Origin of the sequence: Vibrio vulnificus NBRC 15645 = ATCC 27562, assembly GCF_002224265.1 — a bacterium.
In the GTDB taxonomy this organism is placed as follows: domain Bacteria; phylum Pseudomonadota; class Gammaproteobacteria; order Enterobacterales; family Vibrionaceae; genus Vibrio; species Vibrio vulnificus.
The window spans coordinates 2,433,089-2,451,118 of the sequence record NZ_CP012881.1 but is presented as its reverse complement, the minus strand read 5'-3'; the positions used below and the strand labels follow the sequence as shown (position 1 = coordinate 2,451,118).

Annotated in this window: 18 protein-coding genes; 4 read left to right on the top strand and 14 right to left on the bottom strand. The window is 45.8% G+C overall.

Annotated elements, in window-relative coordinates; all coding sequences use genetic code 11:
• Nucleotides 1-26: 26 nt before the first annotated feature.
• Both fadJ and fadI read right to left on the bottom strand, forming a co-directional pair.
• The gene (gene fadJ / locus AOT11_RS11430) at nt 27-2,144 is read right to left on the bottom strand and encodes a fatty acid oxidation complex subunit alpha FadJ (protein WP_017420571.1); all 2,118 of its coding nucleotides are present in this window, start codon (nt 2,142-2,144) and stop codon (nt 27-29) included.
• On the bottom strand, nt 2,144-3,451 hold the full coding sequence (fadI, locus tag AOT11_RS11425) for an acetyl-CoA C-acyltransferase FadI (protein ID WP_017420572.1): 1,308 nt from the start codon (nt 3,449-3,451) through the stop codon (nt 2,144-2,146). The genes fadJ and fadI overlap by 1 nt, the downstream gene beginning before the upstream one ends.
• A 787-nt stretch (nt 3,452-4,238) precedes the next feature.
• On the opposite strand from fadI, the gene AOT11_RS11420 reads away from it, so the two are divergent.
• The 4 genes from AOT11_RS11420 to AOT11_RS11405 all read left to right on the top strand — a co-directional run bounded on the left by AOT11_RS11420 (nt 4,239) and on the right by AOT11_RS11405 (nt 8,663).
• Nucleotides 4,239-4,814, top strand: coding sequence for a sigma-70 family RNA polymerase sigma factor (locus tag AOT11_RS11420; protein ID WP_017420573.1), 576 nt, complete (start codon nt 4,239-4,241; stop codon nt 4,812-4,814).
• Nucleotides 4,807-5,538, top strand: a complete 732-nt coding sequence (locus tag AOT11_RS11415) for a DUF3379 domain-containing protein (RefSeq protein ID WP_017420574.1) — start codon at nt 4,807-4,809, stop codon at nt 5,536-5,538. The genes AOT11_RS11420 and AOT11_RS11415 overlap by 8 nt, the downstream gene beginning before the upstream one ends.
• A gap of 287 nt (nt 5,539-5,825) precedes the next feature.
• Nucleotides 5,826-7,070, top strand: coding sequence for an outer membrane protein transport protein (locus AOT11_RS11410; protein WP_017420575.1), 1,245 nt, complete (start codon nt 5,826-5,828; stop codon nt 7,068-7,070).
• Between the two features lie 300 nt (nt 7,071-7,370).
• A complete protein-coding gene (locus AOT11_RS11405) occupies nt 7,371-8,663 on the top strand; it encodes an outer membrane protein transport protein (RefSeq protein WP_026050307.1) in 1,293 nt (430 codons plus the stop codon).
• Between the two features lie 126 nt (nt 8,664-8,789).
• Here AOT11_RS11405 and AOT11_RS11400 read toward each other — a convergent pair whose 3' ends face one another.
• From AOT11_RS11400 to AOT11_RS11345, 12 genes are all read right to left on the bottom strand, one after another.
• Complete coding sequence (locus AOT11_RS11400; RefSeq protein ID WP_017420577.1) at nt 8,790-9,578, bottom strand: MlaA family lipoprotein; 789 nt, start codon at nt 9,576-9,578, stop codon at nt 8,790-8,792.
• 84 nt (nt 9,579-9,662) lie between these two features.
• Nucleotides 9,663-10,877, bottom strand: coding sequence for a c-type cytochrome biogenesis protein CcmI (ccmI, locus tag AOT11_RS11395; protein ID WP_017420578.1), 1,215 nt, complete (start codon nt 10,875-10,877; stop codon nt 9,663-9,665).
• Nucleotides 10,877-11,359, bottom strand: coding sequence for a cytochrome c-type biogenesis protein (locus AOT11_RS11390; protein WP_011150901.1), 483 nt, complete (start codon nt 11,357-11,359; stop codon nt 10,877-10,879). Before AOT11_RS11390 ends, ccmI begins: the two co-directional genes overlap by 1 nt.
• Complete coding sequence (locus AOT11_RS11385) at nt 11,356-11,910, bottom strand: DsbE family thiol:disulfide interchange protein (RefSeq protein WP_011079866.1); 555 nt, start codon at nt 11,908-11,910, stop codon at nt 11,356-11,358. The genes AOT11_RS11390 and AOT11_RS11385 overlap by 4 nt, the downstream gene beginning before the upstream one ends.
• A 1-nt stretch (nt 11,911) precedes the next feature.
• Nucleotides 11,912-13,894, bottom strand: a complete 1,983-nt coding sequence (locus AOT11_RS11380) for a heme lyase CcmF/NrfE family subunit (RefSeq protein ID WP_017420580.1) — start codon at nt 13,892-13,894, stop codon at nt 11,912-11,914.
• Nucleotides 13,891-14,376, bottom strand: a complete 486-nt coding sequence (ccmE, locus tag AOT11_RS11375) for a cytochrome c maturation protein CcmE (RefSeq protein ID WP_011079864.1) — start codon at nt 14,374-14,376, stop codon at nt 13,891-13,893. Before ccmE ends, AOT11_RS11380 begins: the two co-directional genes overlap by 4 nt.
• Nucleotides 14,373-14,579 carry a heme exporter protein CcmD gene (gene ccmD, locus AOT11_RS11370; RefSeq protein WP_017420581.1) on the bottom strand — a complete coding sequence of 69 codons (207 nt, stop codon included), beginning with the start codon at nt 14,577-14,579 and terminating at the stop codon, nt 14,373-14,375. The genes ccmE and ccmD overlap by 4 nt, the downstream gene beginning before the upstream one ends.
• A 12-nt stretch (nt 14,580-14,591) precedes the next feature.
• Nucleotides 14,592-15,335 (bottom strand): heme ABC transporter permease, encoded by a 744-nt coding sequence (locus AOT11_RS11365; protein WP_011079862.1) that lies wholly within the window; start codon nt 15,333-15,335, stop codon nt 14,592-14,594.
• A 119-nt stretch (nt 15,336-15,454) separates the two neighbouring features.
• Nucleotides 15,455-16,123, bottom strand: a complete 669-nt coding sequence (gene ccmB / locus AOT11_RS11360) for a heme exporter protein CcmB (RefSeq protein ID WP_013571307.1) — start codon at nt 16,121-16,123, stop codon at nt 15,455-15,457.
• 1 nt (nt 16,124) lies between these two features.
• Nucleotides 16,125-16,742 carry a cytochrome c biogenesis heme-transporting ATPase CcmA gene (ccmA, locus tag AOT11_RS11355; protein WP_011150903.1) on the bottom strand — a complete coding sequence of 206 codons (618 nt, stop codon included), beginning with the start codon at nt 16,740-16,742 and terminating at the stop codon, nt 16,125-16,127.
• Between the two features lie 291 nt (nt 16,743-17,033).
• Nucleotides 17,034-17,534 (bottom strand): DUF2802 domain-containing protein, encoded by a 501-nt coding sequence (locus AOT11_RS11350; protein ID WP_017420582.1) that lies wholly within the window; start codon nt 17,532-17,534, stop codon nt 17,034-17,036.
• The gene (locus tag AOT11_RS11345) at nt 17,534-18,028 is read right to left on the bottom strand and encodes a chemotaxis protein CheW (RefSeq protein WP_017420583.1); all 495 of its coding nucleotides are present in this window, start codon (nt 18,026-18,028) and stop codon (nt 17,534-17,536) included. The genes AOT11_RS11350 and AOT11_RS11345 overlap by 1 nt, the downstream gene beginning before the upstream one ends.
• Between the last annotated feature and the right edge of the window lie 2 nt (nt 18,029-18,030).

The following is an 18,030-nucleotide window of genomic DNA, read 5'->3' as shown; positions in this document are numbered from 1 at the left end:
CACTAAGCCATTGGCTGGTTTAGAAACTAGTTGTCATAGAAACGACGTCCTTCTCCCGCACGCGTGAGTAAGCCATCACACGGCGCAAAGCGATCGCCATATTTCTCTGCGAATTGGTTCATTTTCTCTACCAACTCCTTCAAACCAAATTGGTCCATATAACGGAACGGGCCACCGAGGAAAGGAGGGAAACCGATACCAAAAATAGCCCCAATGTCACCATCACGAGGAGAACGAATAATGCCATCATCCAAGCAGCGTACCGCTTCGTTGAGCATTGGTAGCACACAACGAAGCGCAATGTCATTGTCGCTCAGCTTCGACTCTGGGGTGAGTTTCAGCAGTTTGTATACGGACTTATCCACCTCTTTCTTCTTGCCTTTATAGGTGTAGAAGCCTTTTCCACTCTTGCGACCTTTGCGGCCATCATTGAGAAGCACATCAAACACATCTGGCCCTTTAAAGCGAGCACCCAACTCAGCAACAAGGATAGGCATGATCTTCGCACCAATATCCACACCCACTTCATCCAGCAAAGTAATTGGGCCTACCGGGAAGCCAAAATCCAACAACGCGGTGTCGATCTTATCGATCGGCTCATTTGCTAGCAAAATGTGCGCAGATTCGTTCATGTACGGCGCAAGAATTCGGTTCACATAGAAACCCGCTTGGTCTTTCACCACAATCGGCGTTTTGCCTTGTTTCTTCGCCAAAGCGACCACTGTGGCAATGGTTTCTTCCGACGTTGATTCATGCGGAATGACTTCCACCAATGGCATTTTCTCTACCGGACTAAAGTAGTGCAAACCCACAATGTTCTCAGGCCTCTGTGCCTTCTCGGCAATTTTATGGATTGGCAAAGAAGAGGTATTGGTCGCGAAGATAGTCTCCGACTTCGCATTTGCTTCAATATCCGCCACCATTTGTTGCTTGAGCGACAGATCTTCAAAGACCGCCTCAATCACCACATCGGTGCGATTAAAGCTGGTGAAATCGGTTCCTCCGCTCAATTGCAGCATTTTGCTCTGCAGTTGTGCTTTGGAGAGAATGCGGCGTTTGCGCTGCTTATCAAACAACTTGTAGTTGTATTTCAAGGCGTTCAGAACGCCGTCATCGCTGACGTCTTTAATGCGTACTCGCACTTTGGCTTTCGCCACACTGACGTGACTGATACCCGCGCCCATCAAGCCACCACCAAGCACGCCGACCATTCCGACTTTACTTGGTTTTGCTTCACTGCCCGTTTCTTTTTTCATTTCCGTAGTGGCAAAGAAAATCGAACGTAAAGCCTTCGACTCGTTGCTCATGACCAACTCACCAAAGCGCTTCGCTTCCAGCTCCAAGCCCTGCTTCATCCCTTTTTCAAGGCCATGCTGGATGACTTGCAAGATGGCGACAGTCGCTGGGTAGTTACCACGTGTTTTTTCGTGCGTTTTTTTCGCCGCTTGTTCAAACACAAACTTACGCCCTAGCCCACTCCCAGAGAGCAATTTCTCTTTTGTCGTCACCTTTTGTTTTGCGCGCTTCTTGCCTTTTTCAACAAACTGCTTTGCCACATCCAACAAAATAGTTTGTGGCACACAAGCGTCAACAACGCCCAATTTTTTGGCTTTATTGGCTCGAAGCTGTTTACCCGTCAGGATAAGATCCAATGAAGGAAGAAGACCAATCAAACGAGGGAGACGCTGAGTACCACCAGAACCCGGTAATAGACCAAGCTGGACTTCTGGCAAACCAAGACGAGTGGCGTCGTCGTCACTACACACACGAAAATCACACGCTAACGCCAATTCCAAACCGCCACCCAGACACGGGCCGTGGATTGCAGCCACCACTGGATAAGGCAAATCAGAAAGTTGTTGAAATAACTCTTGTCCTTGGCGTGCAAGGGCTTCTGCTTCAGGAGCCGTTTTGCACGCTTCTAGCATTCGCACATCCGCGCCTGCAACAAAGTTGTCAGGTTTCAACGAATGAACGATCAACCCTTTTAGGCCACTGCTGTCTTTCAGTTGAGCAAAAATCGCCTTCATTTCATCGGCAAAAGCCGCTTGAAGGGTATTCATTTTTTCGTTTGGAACATCAATGCCAAGCCATGCAATGTTCTGCTCATCAATCTTTAGATTAAACGCTTTTTGCTCACTCATTATTCAACCTCCAGAATCATCGCAGCACCCAAACCACCAGCCGCACAAGCCGTGTTCAGCGCTAAACCACCGCCACGACGTTTCAACTCACGCAACGTTTGCGTCATCATGCGTGCGCCCGTTGCCGCAAAAGGGTGACCATAAGCAATGGAACCGCCGAGCACATTAAACTTGTCCATATCAATCTCACCCATCGCTTTTGAGCGGCCAAGATTCTCTTGAGCAAATTTATCTGAAGCAAACATTTTCACGTTCGCCAGCGCCTGCGCTGCAAACGCTTCATGCATGTCAATCAGAGTGAGATCAGAAAGCGCTAGACCTGTATTTTGTAGAACTTTCGACGTGGCGTAAGAGGGTCCCATCAACATATCGCTCTCAACGCCGATCGCTGAGAAAGCATAACCTCGGATGTAACCAAGGATCTCCATACCCAATTCTTTGGCACGGCCTTCACGCATCAATAACACCGCTGCAGCACCATCGGTTAACGGTGTACTGTTTGCCGCGGTCACACTGCCATATTGACGGTCAAACGCTGGACGAAGTTTGGCATAGCCTTCTAAGGTAGAGTCATGACGAATATTATTGTCTTCCGCTATCCACTTCTTATACGGCTCTGGGAATGCCGTCATCACCTCACCGGCGATCTTACCGTCACGCCACGCTTGCGACGCTAACGTGTGAGAACGATGCGCCAGCGCATCTTGCTCCGCACGCGTGATGCCATGCGTTTTTGCCATTTGCTCTGCGGTTTGGCCCATAGAGAGCCCTGTAGAATACTCCGCAACAGCAGGGGGTATCGGCATGAGATCTTTCAGTCCCAAACCAGAAAGTACTTTCAGTTTTTGGCCCAACGTCTTGGTTTTGCTTAACGCCAACAAACTCGCAGCAAGCTTTTTCGAGACACCGATAGGCAAGACAGAAGAAGAATCCGCACCACCGGCAATACCAATATCAATCGCTCCAGCCATAATGCTTTCTGCCACGTTCACCGCCGATTGGAAACTGGTGGCACACGCTCTGGTGACACTGTAGGCATCCGTATGAATGTTCATGCCCGTCCCCAACACGATTTCACGGGCAATGTTTGGCGCTTCCGGCATTTGAACTACTTGACCAAACACCACTTGTTCAATCAGCTTCGGATCAATATCAGTACGCGCTAACAAATCGCTAACAACCATTTTTCCTAGGTCGACAGCTGGCACCTGACTAAATTCTGTACTTTGACGAGCGAAGGGAGTTCTTAACCCCGCGACGATAGCAACACGCTCGCCCTGACGTGTTTTCACTTCCTGCTTGCCCATTGTTTCTCCTTAATAACAAGAGGTCTGACCTGATGCATTGTAATCAGTTTGTTAAATTTATCAAACATGCGTTTAAATAAACGTGAGGTTAGTAGATCTATTATTCTAATCTCTCTGCATGCTTATTTTTATTTCAATAACTTACAGACAATTATCAACCAGAATGTCAACGGCAGGTAGTTGAGAGGCAAAAAAAAACCACACAGTACTGTGTGGTTGGAATTGGTATAAAACAATTAACTTACGCCAATTGAAAATAATCAGTTTCCTGATTAGGAGAAAGTAAAGTCAGCCTTCAAAAGGAAGTGTCATCTTGCTCAACACGCTAACCCAAAGGGTTAACTAGATGACAGGGTTTACTATAGCCAGTTTGTCGCTACAGATTTTGAATTAGATCAATTTTATGGTGATTTAGCGCTAACTGGTGCGTATACAAAGCGTTATTCCTGACTTTCCCTGATCTTTATCATCTAAATTGCACTTTATTTCTATTCTTCTTAGCTTACGAACTGGGTTACGAACGAGTGCTCGCAACACTTTTCGCCAGGTTTCGTCCCATTTAGGTGTAAAATTATCGATATGCTAAATAGAACTCTTCTCCAACAATAAGGTCCAATGGGACTCCGACGTTAAAGCGGAATCAAAATCTTGTTTGTTATACAACAGATAATTGTAATATTTCTTTTATCAATATTTACGTTAGACTAGGTGTCGGGCTCGCTTGATTGATAAAACAGATAGGAATCATACGATTAAAAATGCATTCCTATTCCCACACAGAGCAGGTATGGAGGCTTCTGTGGCAATATTTGAATTATTCCGAAAGAAAACGTCTGACGCTCCGGTCAATACGGAAATGGACAGACAAAGAAAATACGAAGCACTTGTACGAGCCTATCATCGAGATTTGTACCGTTACGCTTACTGGCTTTGCAAAGATCAATCCATTGCCGAAGATCTTGTGCAAGAGACCTGCCTTAGAGCGTGGAAATCTTTAGATAGCCTACAAGATGAAAAAGCCGCAAAATCTTGGCTCATTACGATTTTGAGACGAGAGAATGCACGTCGTTTTGAAAGAAAACAGTTCGATCTCGTGGATATTGATGACTATGGCAACGATGCTAAAGTCACTGATGATGAACACCACCAGCAAGAATGGTTGCAAGCGCAAATTATGAAGTTAGACGTGGAATATCGTGAGCCACTGTTTCTCCAAGTTGTGGGGGGATTTAGCGGTGAAGAGATTGGAGATATCCTTGATCTCAATAAAAATACGGTAATGACGCGTCTGTTTCGCGCAAGAAATCAGTTGAAAGAACTGTTAGACTCAGACCAAACTCAAAGGGGGCAAAAAAATGGATGATTTAGAATTTCGTCGCCGTATTTTGTCGGACCCGAAAAGCCGTGACGAAGAAGTTTTGCAAGCGCTCAACAGCAGCGATTCCAATGCAAAATTTGCTGAAGATGTGCTGGATTTGGATGCACAAATCAAACAAGCAATGAAAGTGGATGTGCCTGAAGAGCTTGTTGACAAAATCTTGTTTAAACAAACTTCTTACGCGAGTGATGATAAAATTGTCAGGCCGAATTTCGTCCGTAAAGCAATGGCGCTAGCCGCTTCATTTGCCTTCACGGCAGGCTTATTGGTCGGTCAAATTAACTGGGGTAACCTCATTGTGACACCTGCGCAAGCGAGCTTGGCAGATACAGCGATGAAACACGTGGTCGCAGAAAGTGGCTTTGTGCGACACATCGATGAGCAAGTGACCTCCGTACAGATCAACGCTAAGTTATCGCCACTGGATTACTACTTTGATGCAAACTTCCCATACCACGTTTATTACCTGAATCACTGTGGTTTTGGTCATGCCAATGCATTGCATATGATTTTCCAGGGAGATAAAGGCAAGATCACGCTGTTTATCGCGCCAATTAAGAGCCCAGCAGAAGCGGATTTCGCCAAAGACGGGATGAATGGCATTATCATTCCTATTGGCGATACCAGCTTGATCTTGGTAGGAGAAAATGGCGAAGACACCAAAAAATTTGCTGAAAAACTCGCACCTATGATTAAACCTCTTGTTTAGTCAGTATTTCGCCGACAAAAGCCGCAAGTTACTGCTAACTTGCGGCTTTTTGCATTATTAATCCACACGAAACCATTCACCAAACCCATATCGCTAGAGTTAAAACTCTATTTTGTGCGTTTTAGACGCCATTTCCTGCCAGATAACCGCCAGTTTTGCAATTTTCACCCATTTTAGGTCAATGGTCGGATTTGTATCTGCTACTCTTACGACTAGGATCAGCCACCACTGAGCAATTGCTCAAAAACAACGCCCATTTAGAGGCGGCAACAAAAAGGAATAATCAAATGACTCAGAACATGCGTCTGTTTAAAAAGTCTCTCCTAGCAGTGACTGTTGCATTGGCTTCAGGCCAAACAATGGCAGCAGGTTTCCAAATTAACGCGCAATCTGCAACAGGTATCGGCCGCGCATTCGCCGGCGATGCAGTCATTGCAGATAACGCCGCCGTAATGGCACGTAACCCAGCCGCTATGGCGCTTTTTGATGAAAAAGCCCTATCGCTTGGTTTTGAAAGCATTACTTCAATGATTGAAGTGAAGGATGCAAAATATAGTGTAATTACCCAACCTGGCAACTCATTTGATTCCAACTATGATGATGCTGGCGATACCTCTATCGCACCAAATATTCATTTTATTATGCCAGTAAACGATAAGTTTGCTTGGGGTGTTAACGCTTATTCAAACTTTGGTACTAAAACAGAGTTTGATGACAGTTTTGTTGCTCGCGAGTATGGCGGCCTGACGGATGTGAAAAGCGCCAACTTTGGTTTATCAGGCTCATATCGCCTTAACGAGCAATGGAGCTTCGGTGCTGGTTTAGACATCATCTACGGCCAAGGCACAATGAAACGCGAAATGTCAGGATCTACTACACCACTTTTAGACGTAGATAAAGCGGATGGTTGGGCTGTTGGTTTCAACGTAGGGACAGTATACGAGCTAGATGAAAACAACCGTTTTGGTTTCTCTTACCGCTATAGCCCAGAAATGGAAGCGGAAGATGACAAAGGCCAAAAGATCACTCTACCACTACCAGATATGGCGGAGTTTTCGGGTTACCACAAAATTACCGACACCAAGTTTGCGGTTCACTACTCCATCCAATACATTGGCTGGGGTGCATTTGATAAAATTGAATTCCGCAATTTAAAAGACTCGACACTTACCGGAAGCTACGACAAAGCTTATGAATGGCAAGATGGTTGGCACTACGCTATTGGTGGTACTTACTACCTAAACAACGACTGGACGCTACGTGCTGGTTACATGTATGACACCAGTGCACAAGATTCACTAACATCGGTTTCAGTGCCTGACTCAGATCGTCAATGGCTATCCACTGGCTTTACTTATCACATTGATACTAAGTCTAACATTGACTTTGGTTTTACCTACCTAATGGGTAAAGATGTTGAAGTAAACGAATCAACTCCACATCCGACGTTACCTGTAAATGTGTCTTCGATTTCAGCGACTACGCACGCAGACGCCATCTTGTTCGGCTTACAATATAGCCGTACTTTCTAATAGAAAATTAGAAAAAACCTCTGTGCTAAAGGGCTGGTCTACCAGCCCTTTTTCTTTATTTTCCCTTCTATATCTCACTATTTCAGAGCACAACTGTTTGCTGGATTGGCCATTTCATTACACGCGTGTACGCTCAAATTTCAAAACAAGCCGATAACAAATAGCATATTCAATCATCCAGTCTCGTTTTTATAGGTAATTAGTCTGAATACACTGTTTTATTGGCATTTGGTTTTTAAAGCTTTTGCTCTAGATCTACAATTCGTCCCCACATATTCACTAATATCAGCGAACAACATAATGAAAACCAACAAGACTCTCCTATCAACAGCAGTGGCTTTTGGCCTACTTTCTAGTGCAAACCTTGCAAATGCAGCAGGCTTCCAGCTAGCAGAATACTCGGCAACAGGCCTTGGCCGCGCATACGCTGGTGAAGCAGCGATGGCAGACAACGCAAGCGCACAATGGCGCAACCCGGCGATGCTGACCTACCTAGAGGGTACACAAGTCTCTGTTGGTGCGATTTATGTAAACCCAAATATTGATGTGGAAGGCGAAATGCATGTTGGTAACGGGATTAGTTTACCTGCGAGTGCAAAAGACTTTGCCCATGATGCAATTATTCCTAACCTTTACATCGCACATCGTTACAATGACCAACTTGCGATTGGCTTTGCACTAGGCACCAACTACGGTATGGAAACGGATTTGGGCAAAGAATTTGCGGGTTCAAACTTTGGTAATGAAGCCAGTGTGATCAGTAAGGAAGCAAACTTAAATATTGGTTACCAGCTTAACGAGCAGATTGCTGTAGGTGGTGGCGTACGCTACATCGTTGCCGAAGGAAGCTTCGGAGCATCGATTCCTCCACAAGGTGGAAACCTAGGTGGAACAACTCTCAAATATATGGAAGGAGACGATACTGCTTGGGGTTGGCAAATAGGTTCATCATGGCAGATTGACGACAATCATCGCCTCGGATTTACCTACAAATCCGCAGTCGACTTGAAACTAGAAGGATATGCTAAAGGCTTGGGCTTCAACAAGACCGCACCAAACTCTCATAAAAATGGCTCCATGGCTCTAACTCTTCCAGCAACAGCTGAGTTAGCTAGCTTTCATAAATTGAGTGATAAATTTTCAGTTCACGCTAGCGTCAACTGGACCGATTGGAGTAGTTTTGAAGAACTTGTAGCCGATTTTCCAAATGAACAATCAGATTTGATTAAAAAAGAAAACTGGAAAGACAACTATCGCTTTGCCATCGGCTCAACTTACCAAATGAACCCCAAATGGACTTTGCGCACTGGTGTTGCGTACGACACATCTGCAGTGAGTGAAGAAAACCGTACAGCAACAATTCCCGAAACCGATCGCTTGTGGCTAAGTATCGGAACTAGCTATGAGTTGGGCCAGCAACTTACAATCGATACAGGCTTTACTTATATTTTTGCAAAAGATGCAAAAATGTATGAGTCAAGAGATCCTAACGCCGATCCATTTAACGACCCTGCTGATTTCGGTGGTGAATTCTCAGGCGAAGTAACCGGTAACGTGTGGCTAATTGGTGTTCAAGCGAACTACCGCTTCTAATCTCGTTCATACGCAGATCCAAAAGGGCTTAGTGTTGACTAAGCCCTTTTTCATTTTCGCTATCTGCGGATTTTTTAGTCGCTCATTGGGTTTGAGAGGACTAAGAACACCATCTTTAGTCGACGACTAATACTCGTCTAAATACTCATCAAGCAGCGCTTCTTCCTCTACATCCACTTCCTCTTTTTTGATCTCCGCTTTGAATGCTTGTCGCTGGAGATACACTTCACGAGTTAACGCGTAAGGATCCGGAGAGGCCTCTAACTGCCCTTCTTGATTCACGAGTAAGGCGCGTTTTTCCATTCCTTCTAGCGCCCATTTACCCAGCCCAGCCCAAAAATTGAGGTACACCAGAGGAACATACATACCATCAACGGTATCTGTCACTTCCCTTACGGTGTAAGGACCATAGCCAGGGATCATCAAATAGGGACCATTACCAACGCCATAGTGGCCGACGGCGTCGCTAAACGCTTTTTCATCATGCTTGGTGATGCCAGCTGCAGAAGCAATGTCGATCAAACCGAGCAAGCCAAAAGTCGAGTTAATCCAGAAACGGTTAAAGTGGTCCACGGCTCGCTGCCCATTTCCCATAATGATGTTATTCACCATGCTGGAAGGCTCATCGAGGTTAGAGAGGAAATTGGCGACGCCGACTCTTACTGGCCCAGGCGTGTACTCAACGTAAGCTAAAGAGACAGGACGCACGATATAAGGGTCAAGATAATCGTAGTTGATGGTCCACATTGAGCGGTTAAACGACTCAAACGGATCGCCTTCATAGTGGTGTTGTGCTGATGCCTCATCGTTCTGCTCTTGTTGCTCGTCTGGCACACTTGAACATCCAGCCAAGCCAAACAAGAGTAGTAATAGTGTCGCGAGAGACTTCCCCTTGTAATGCATTTTTATTTCCATTTCGTTGGCAACTATTTTGCCGATAGATAAAAATCAAGGCCAGTATTCACTGACCTTGATGATTCTACTTGATAGCCAACAAGATTAATATTGATTATTAATACTGACTGTCACTGGTGTTCCTAACGCAACGGGTTTGCTTTCGCCATACCAGTCACCGTCACGAGTTGCCACGTTACCATCACTATCGATACGGGCACGAACCATCAGCTCACTTAAGCTAGAAAGCTTTTGCCCTTGCATCATGCTATTGCCATCATCCAATACCACGGTACGAGGGAATGTCCCCAGTGGGTAACGAGCTGCAGCAACGGGCATCGGTGAGCCATCCGCGTTATGTATAGAGACGATCAGCACTGAGTTCGGATCCGCCTGCACTTGCGGGCTAAGCTCGATGGTAACGGCAACGCTCTTACCTGTGGCGACATTCTCGCCCATACGCTGCTTGGCACTTTCAATACTGCGCGCCAACATTTCGTATCGGCTGTCTTCTGGACCAATCATTTGTTGCATGATGCTCCAGTACTTAATGGCTGCAGCAAAGTCTTGACGTTCAAATGCATCAAATGCCAGCAAAGAGAATACGCGTAAGTCAACATAGTCTTCGCGAACCAACTGGCTCAAAATCGAACGTGCCGTATTTTGGTCCATTTCGTCTTGTGACAGCATCAGTGCCTGTGCGTAACCCAGTTTGATGTCAGCATCTTCTGGTTGCAGATCAAACGCTTTTTGCATCGCATCAATCGCAGTGTTGACGTCACGATTCGCTAAAGCAATGCGACCTAGTAACAACCACCCTGTCGCATCATCAGGCTGATAATGCAAGCGAGTACGCAATGCTAAAGTCAGGTCTTCCATTTCATCGTCGCTTAAAGGCTCTGCGCTGGAAGACATCAATTTTTTCGAAAGCTCAGGCAAGTTCGCATTCACTTCTTGCCATTTCACCACATCTTGATAGGCACCAAACTTGATGTATAGACCATAGCTTAGCGCGACAGTCAAAATCACCGATGGGATCAAGACCGCCATGGGCGAAATTTTGCTTTCTGCTTGTTTCTTTTCTCCCGGTACATCATCGAGCAGCGATTGTTTCAGGTCAGCAATCAAATCTTGCTGATCTTCAACCAATCCTTCTGATGTTTCTTCCTCAAGTTCAGAGAGGCGATCTTTATAGAAAGCTTTATTCAGCTCGTCGCGTAATATGTCGTCATTATTGGCTTTTTGCTTTAACAACGGCATTGCAATCAATGCACACGCCACCAAAGTAAGCGCGACAGTGGATAACCAAAAAAGAGTCATTATTGTTTGTCTCCGTTGTTCTCTTCGTCTAATAACGCTTTAAGACGAGCTTCTTTTTCAGCATCCCATGCCTCATCCTCGGCTTGGTTGGCTGTTTTGCGCTTACGGCTTCTCAAAACAATCAAAGTAAAACCAATGACAATCACTCCAATGGGCCCTAGCCACAAAATGGATGTTGCTGGTGTCAGTGGTGGGTTGTAAGTCACGAAGTTTCCGTAGCGCGCAATCATGTAATCAACGATTTCTTGCTTAGACTTGCCTTCTTTGGTCATCTCATACACTTTCTGGCGCAAATCTTGAGCCAACTCGGCATTGGAGTCAGAAATGGTGTTGTTCTGACACTTCGGACAGCGCAAGGTATGCCCTAACTCTTTGAACTGTTGTTCTTGCTGAAGATTATCAAACTCATACACCTCAATCGCTGCGTGTGCCGCAAGCGAGAAGGTAATAGCAGCCAAAAAGGCCAAAAGAAGCTTTTTCATTGTTTCGCCTCCTCGACCAATTTGTTGTAGAGCGGCTCCAGCGTTTCAGCCCAGTTACGCGGGTTGACATCCCCAACATGACGGTAACGAATCACGCCATTCGCATCGATAATGAAGGTCTCCGGTGCACCGTAAACACCAAGATCGAGACCAAGCATGCCATTGCCATCAAACAAACTAATGAGGTATGGATTGCCTAAGTCATTCAACCAACCCACCGCTTTGGTGCGATCATCTTTGTAGTTCATACCGATGATCTTGACGCCTTTGCCAGCAAGTTCGTTTAGGTATTGGTGCTCGGCGTAACACGTCGGGCACCAAGTCGCCCAAACATTCAGCAGCAGCGGTTCACCTTTGAAAACCGACTGATCGTAGAGTTTGCCTGGCTCAGCCAGATCTTCTAGCTTAAAAGTTGGGACTGGCTTGCCCACCAAAACCGATTCCAACTTGGTTGGATCATCACCTTGTTGGTTTTTAACCAACTGAGTGGCAAAAACCACAGCCAGTGCCATAAAGGCAAACAACGGTATAAACAGAATTTTCTTGTTCATCTTATGCCTCTTGCTCATTTAGCTTGGTTTTCGTCTCGGCTTTGTTGCTTTTACGGAAACGGTAACGCCTGTCTGACATGGCCAACAAGCCACCAAACGACATAATCAGAGAACCTGCCCAGATCCAACGTACAAACGGTTTGTAGTAAATACGAACAGCCCAAGAACGGTTGTCTTCCAAGCGCTCACCCATAGCAATATAGAGATCTCGCGTGATGCCACGGTCAATTGCTGCCTCGGTCATCATTGATTTTGCAGTGCGATAAAAACGCTTTTCTGCATGCAATGTATTGACGTACTGACCGTTATGACTGATTTCAAAGTCTGCGATATAGCCGTCGTAGTTCGGACCATCTTTGTCACGAAGACCTGAGAAATAGAAATCGTAACCCTGAATTTGGAAATGCTCGCCAGGCGCCAAACGCACGTCGCGTTCAATACTGTAGTTTTGCACCATCGCAATACCAATCACCGTCACTGCGAGGCCAACATGGCCGAGCATCATTGCCCAGTGACTGCGTTGTAGCTTACGTACGCCAGTCAAGAATGGATGACGATGCGTTGCACGTTCATAAAGCTCGAAGCCGTGCATTGCGATGATCCAGATGGCCATCACCCAGCCGATGTATGCCATCACATCGAAGAAATCCGCCAACAGATAAACGCACAGGTAGCCCAATGCAAACGCCAGCACACCAGAAATGGCCATTGGTTTAATCAGGTGTGAAAGTTGGTCACGCTTCCAACGAATCAGAGGACCAATACCCAATAAGAACGCAAAAGGCATCATCAGCCATGCAAATAGCATGTCGAAGAAAGGTGCGCCGATAGAAACCGAGCCTAAACCAATTTGCTTGTGCACTAATGGTAAAAGCGTACCCACCAACACAACCACTAAGGCGGCAATCAATAGTACGTTGTTTGCCAGTAGCGCATTTTCTCGAGAAACCAAGTCAAAATTACCACGCACGCGCACCGCTGCACCTTTAACAGCAAACAGCAGCAACGAACCACCAATCACAAAGACGAGGAAACCAAGAATAAACATGCCGCGAGAAGGATCGGACGCAAACGCGTGTACCGAAACCAAGATGCCTGAACGGACTAAGAAAGTACCCAACAAGCTTAATGAGAACGCAGAGATCGCCAGTAGCACTGTCCACGCTTTAAACGTGCCGCGTTTTTCGGTAACCGCAAGTGAATGCATTAGCGCGGTACCCGCAAGCCAAGGCATGAAAGAGGCGTTTTCTACTGGATCCCAGAACCACCAGCCACCCCAGCCAAGCTCGTAGTATGCCCACCAAGAGCCAAGTGCAATACCTAATGTTAGGAAAACCCATGCAGCGGTTGTCCACGGGCGAGACCAACGAGCCCACGCAGTATCAAGACGACCAGTCATCAGCGAGGCAATCGCAAAAGAGAATGCCACAGAGAAGCCAACGTAACCCATGTAGAGCATAGGTGGGTGAACAATCAAACCCGGGTCTTGCAACAGTGGGTTTAGATCACGACCATCGACTGGGAAGAATGGCAACGTACGCAAGAATGGATTTGAAGTAACGATAATAAACAGAAGGAAGCCAACTGAAATCATCCCCATCACAGCAAGTACTCGCGCCACAGATTCTTGTGGCATACCGCGGCTGAACGTGGCCACGGCGACCGTCCATGCGGCTTGGATAAGTACCCATAGCAACAATGAACCTTCATGCGCACCCCACACCGCGGTAAGGCGATAATACCAAGGTAACTGACTATTTGAGTTACTTGCGACGTATTGTAACGTGAAGTCATTGGCATAGAAGCCGTAGCTCAGCACGATGAAAGAGATAAACAGCATGATGAACATTGCCCAAGAGAGCGGACGTGCACTGTTCATTAGCATGGTGTTGTTGTTTGAGGCTCCCCACAGGGGCAGCAAGCTCAATAATACCGCCATCGCCAGTGAGACGATGAGGGCAAAGTGACCGATTTCAGCAATCATTGGCCGCTTCCTTGTTTTTGTTCTTCAGAGTATTGAAGCGGTGCATGCGTTTTTTTCATCGCTTCTGCGATTTCTGGTGGCATGTACTCTTCATCATGTTTTGCTAAAACTTCAAACGCTTCAACCGTTGTGGCGTCTTTTAATACACCTTGAGCAACGATGCCTTGCCCTTCACGGAACAAATCGGGCAGGATGCCTTCGTACTCGATGGTCACTTTAGGACCCACATCCGCAAGATCAAAGCGTACTTTGAGAGATTCTGGATCGCGTCTCACAGACCCCATCACCACCATTCCACCAATACGTAGGCGCTGACCAACTTCTGGCTTAGTGCCATCATCTTTGCCATTCACCAATTCGGTTGGGGTATAGAAAAGATCCATGTTTTGGTTCAAGGCGTAGATCATCAAACCGATAGTGGCACTGACACCGATTAAAATCGCTAAAATAATCCCCAGTCTCTTTTGACGTCTTGGATTCATAGGGTGTTCTCCATATTCTTCGCGGCATCGATACGTGCCTGACGATCTATCTTCGCTTTTACTTCTTTAAGAAGTGCATCGCTACGACGTAAGCTACTGATCAATAGAATCAGCATGGACAAAAAGGTAATACCAAAAGCGCCCCATACGTAAGAAGCGTACCCACCCATAGCAAAAAATTCGCTCAGAGATTCAAAATGCATGATCTAAAACCCTCACTGAGTCTTGCCAAGCGCCAGCTGGCGCACCCAAGGACGATGACTTTCTTTACTGATAATTTCGTTACGGAAACGCACCATCGTCACCGCAGCAAAGAAAAACGCAAAGCCCAAAATATTCGTTAGCAGCGGCCATAACATGGTTGAAGCAATGGAAGGCTTAGCAAATTTGGTAATGGTGGCGCCTTGGTGCAAGGTGTTCCACCACTCTACGGAGAAGTGAATAATTGGCAGGTTAATCACACCAACAATAGCCAAGATGCCCGCCGCTTTTGCCGCTGTTTTCTGGTCATCAAATGCGTGATAAAGCGCAATCACACCCAAGTAGAGAAATAGAAGAATTAATTCGGAGGTCAAGCGAGCATCCCATACCCACCAAGTGCCCCACATCGGCTTGCCCCATACGGCCCCCGTTACCAACGCAATAAAGGTGTAAACAGCACCGATTGGCGCCATCGCCAACGCCGCCATTTCAGAAAGACGGACTTGCCAAACTAGGCCGATAAATGCGGCTATGGCCATCGACATGTACACACCCATCGACCAAATCGCCGAAGGTACATGAATGTAGATGATTCTAAAACTGTCACCTTGTTGATAGTCGGAGGGTGCGAATGCAAGTCCCCACACTGTACCTACCGTCAAAAAGATCAGGGCTAAAACGGAAAACCAAGGTAACAACTTACCACTAAGCTGGTAGGCTGTTTCTGGCTTTGCATAAGGATGGAGCCATTTCCACATGTTTAGTTCTCACTCTTACTTCACTCAGGCACAAACTTAGCGTGTTACACTAGCAGTGCTTTAATAATAATTCTTTGATCCGATCTTGTATCAACATCAGTTAATCATTCTCGGTATAGTTAGTTAACGCTAACTCTCAGGGCAGCGCTAATAGCAAATGGTGTCAGTGTCATACCGCCAACCAACATCGCTCCCAATATGGCTAACTGGCCGTTATACGTCATACCTAACGCTGCTGCATCAATCGCTGACGTCGCAAAAATCAAAATTGGGATATACAAAGGCAAGATTAACAGGCTGAGTAATACACCGCCTTTTTGTAATCCAACCGTTAACGCCACACCAATTGCACCGATAAAACTCAGCGTTGGTGTTCCAACAAGAAGCGTCAGAACCACCGAAAGCCACGTATTAAAATCCAATGAGAGCAAAATCGCCAACAACGGACTGATCAGTATCAATGGCAGTCCCGTTAATAACCAATGAGCTATGACCTTTGAAATCACCACAAGTTGCAACGGGATCGGCATCAACATCATTTGTTCAAGCGCACCATCTTGAAAATCATCGCGAAACAGACGTTCTAAAGATAATAGAGCAGATAGTAATGCCGCTACCCAAACAATGCCTGCTGCAATACGTGCTAACAAATTTGGCTCAGGACCAATACTGAGGGGAAACAACGTAATGACAATGATAAAGAACCACAGTGGGTTCAAAATGTCAGCTTGGCGGCGAAAGGCAATAAGCAGCTCACGGCGAATAATGGTTGTCATTGCAGCAATCATCTCAATCACCCAATTTAATTTTTCTGAGTTTCGGGCTATCTGCAAACATATCTTGGTGTGTCGTCAAGATTACGATGCCCCCATTATCGACATGGTTGGAAAACAGTGACTCAAGCACTTTGACACCCTGTTTGTCGATAGCAGTTAGCGGTTCATCAAGAATCCAAAGAATCTGATGACTTAACCAAAGGCGAGCCAACGCCACGCGTCTCTGCTGCCCAGCAGACAGTTGTGCAACGGGCACATCTTCTCGACCTGCCAATCCAACTTGAGTCAGGGCATGAAAAATCCGTTCTGAAGAGGAATCTGAATTATGAATCGATTGATAAAAGCGTAAATTTTCAAACGCAGTGAGCTCTCTTTTTACTCCGGTTTGATGGCCTAAAAAAAGCAAGTCTTGATGGAACTGGTCGCGGCTTTTTTCGATCGCCTCTCCTTTCCATTTGATGGAGCCTTCATCTCTATCGCCAAGCCCAGTCACGATTCGAAGTAGCGTTGTTTTACCCGTACCGTTTCGACCTTCAATCTGCACCAACTCACCGGGTTTGATTTCAAACTGAAGATTTTCAAAAAGGACGCGTTCATCGCGAATAGCAGTTAAATTGGATACTTCTAGCATAAGGCTTCATAGCGACACAAATTAGAGGGGTATATTAGCACACCTAATAAGTGACAAGACAGGATAACAAAGCCTCTATGTTTGTCAGTTGGTGAGAATTTGTTAACCTGTTATCACATTTATTTAAATTTACCTCTATAGAGTGATAAGTCTCTCAATATTATTGAGTTCCTTGAACTTTCCACCTCTATTCCTTCAGATGCATGAATCATTGAGAAATGGCCATTTTTGGCCAAATACAAAAAAAAGAAGCCGAAGCTTCTTTTTATCTCTCTAACTCTTGAAATCACACTATCGACGACGCGTCGGTGCTTTTTTTGCCGCCGTTTCGTCTAAGTCCGACAATTGGCTGCTTAGCGGTGGAATTTTCTCTTTACCTGCAATTTTCTTTTGCAGAGAAAGCATCAACTCGGCTTCTGCTTTTGGCAGTTCGCACTCTTTGATCAGCTCGTTTACGTCTGCGCCAAGTTGAACCATTTTGCTGGCGCGAGTATACAAACGCCCATCGGTATCCGCTTGTTCAAGCTCAACCACGCGCTCTGTTAAGTGTTGAATGATCTCTTGCTGTTCACTGACCCGTTGGCCTAAACCGATAACAACCGATCTCACTTCCAATAGCTGCTTGTTCGCTTTTTGTAACTCTTTCTCGCTGCTACGTAGCTTCTGCCCTTGGCTATCCAAACGGGTTTGCAACGTCGCTTTTATCCGTAGCTGAAGTACAACCAACAACAGTAAGACGAAAAGTCCAGCACCAACAAGCAACGCTGGACTATTAGAAAACATCTCAACCATTATAGATGAGCCATGTCATCCCATTCTTCATCCGTCAACAACTTGTTCAGGTCTACCAAGATCAGCAACTTACCATCGCGGTTGCTCACACCTTGGATAAACTTAGCACTCTCATCCGTACCAACAGATGGGGTTGAATCGATTTCTGAAGAACGTAGGTAAACCACTTCAGCAACACTGTCGACAAGAATACCAATCACTTGATGCTCAGATTCAATCACGATGATACGGGTGTTGTCTGTCACTTCACCTTCCATCAAACCAAAACGAGAACGTGTATCGATAACCGTTACGACGTTGCCACGTAGGTTGATGATACCTAAAACGTAATCTGGCGCGCCCGGAACTGGTGCAATTTCTGTATAACGAAGCACTTCACGAACTTGCATTACGTTAATGCCGTAAGTTTCTTCTTCCAGCTGGAACGTCACCCACTGAAGTACTTCATCATTTGTGTGATCTTTTTTAACTTCTACTTCGTTAGAATGAGACATGG

Coding starts and splice junctions, on each gene's coding strand:
- fadI (WP_017420572.1), bottom strand. CDS start 3,451: ATGGGCAAGCAGGAAGTGAAAACACGTCAGGGCGAGCGTGTTGCTATC.
- AOT11_RS11390 (WP_011150901.1), bottom strand. CDS start 11,359: ATGAAAAAGCTTCTTTTGGCCTTTTTGGCTGCTATTACCTTCTCGCTT.
- AOT11_RS11350 (WP_017420582.1), bottom strand. CDS start 17,534: ATGGTTGAGATGTTTTCTAATAGTCCAGCGTTGCTTGTTGGTGCTGGA.
- AOT11_RS11410 (WP_017420575.1), top strand. CDS start 5,826: ATGACTCAGAACATGCGTCTGTTTAAAAAGTCTCTCCTAGCAGTGACT.
- AOT11_RS11400 (WP_017420577.1), bottom strand. CDS start 9,578: ATGGAAATAAAAATGCATTACAAGGGGAAGTCTCTCGCGACACTATTA.
- ccmD (WP_017420581.1), bottom strand. CDS start 14,579: ATGCATTTTGAATCTCTGAGCGAATTTTTTGCTATGGGTGGGTACGCT.
- AOT11_RS11405 (WP_026050307.1), top strand. CDS start 7,371: ATGAAAACCAACAAGACTCTCCTATCAACAGCAGTGGCTTTTGGCCTA.
- AOT11_RS11380 (WP_017420580.1), bottom strand. CDS start 13,894: ATGATTGCTGAAATCGGTCACTTTGCCCTCATCGTCTCACTGGCGATG.
- ccmA (WP_011150903.1), bottom strand. CDS start 16,742: ATGCTAGAAGTATCCAATTTAACTGCTATTCGCGATGAACGCGTCCTT.
- ccmB (WP_013571307.1), bottom strand. CDS start 16,123: ATGATTGCTGCAATGACAACCATTATTCGCCGTGAGCTGCTTATTGCC.
- AOT11_RS11365 (WP_011079862.1), bottom strand. CDS start 15,335: ATGTGGAAATGGCTCCATCCTTATGCAAAGCCAGAAACAGCCTACCAG.
- AOT11_RS11415 (WP_017420574.1), top strand. CDS start 4,807: ATGGATGATTTAGAATTTCGTCGCCGTATTTTGTCGGACCCGAAAAGC.
- AOT11_RS11385 (WP_011079866.1), bottom strand. CDS start 11,910: ATGAACAAGAAAATTCTGTTTATACCGTTGTTTGCCTTTATGGCACTG.
- fadJ (WP_017420571.1), bottom strand. CDS start 2,144: ATGAGTGAGCAAAAAGCGTTTAATCTAAAGATTGATGAGCAGAACATT.
- AOT11_RS11345 (WP_017420583.1), bottom strand. CDS start 18,028: ATGTCTCATTCTAACGAAGTAGAAGTTAAAAAAGATCACACAAATGAT.
- ccmE (WP_011079864.1), bottom strand. CDS start 14,376: ATGAATCCAAGACGTCAAAAGAGACTGGGGATTATTTTAGCGATTTTA.
- AOT11_RS11420 (WP_017420573.1), top strand. CDS start 4,239: ATGGAGGCTTCTGTGGCAATATTTGAATTATTCCGAAAGAAAACGTCT.
- ccmI (WP_017420578.1), bottom strand. CDS start 10,877: ATGACTCTTTTTTGGTTATCCACTGTCGCGCTTACTTTGGTGGCGTGT.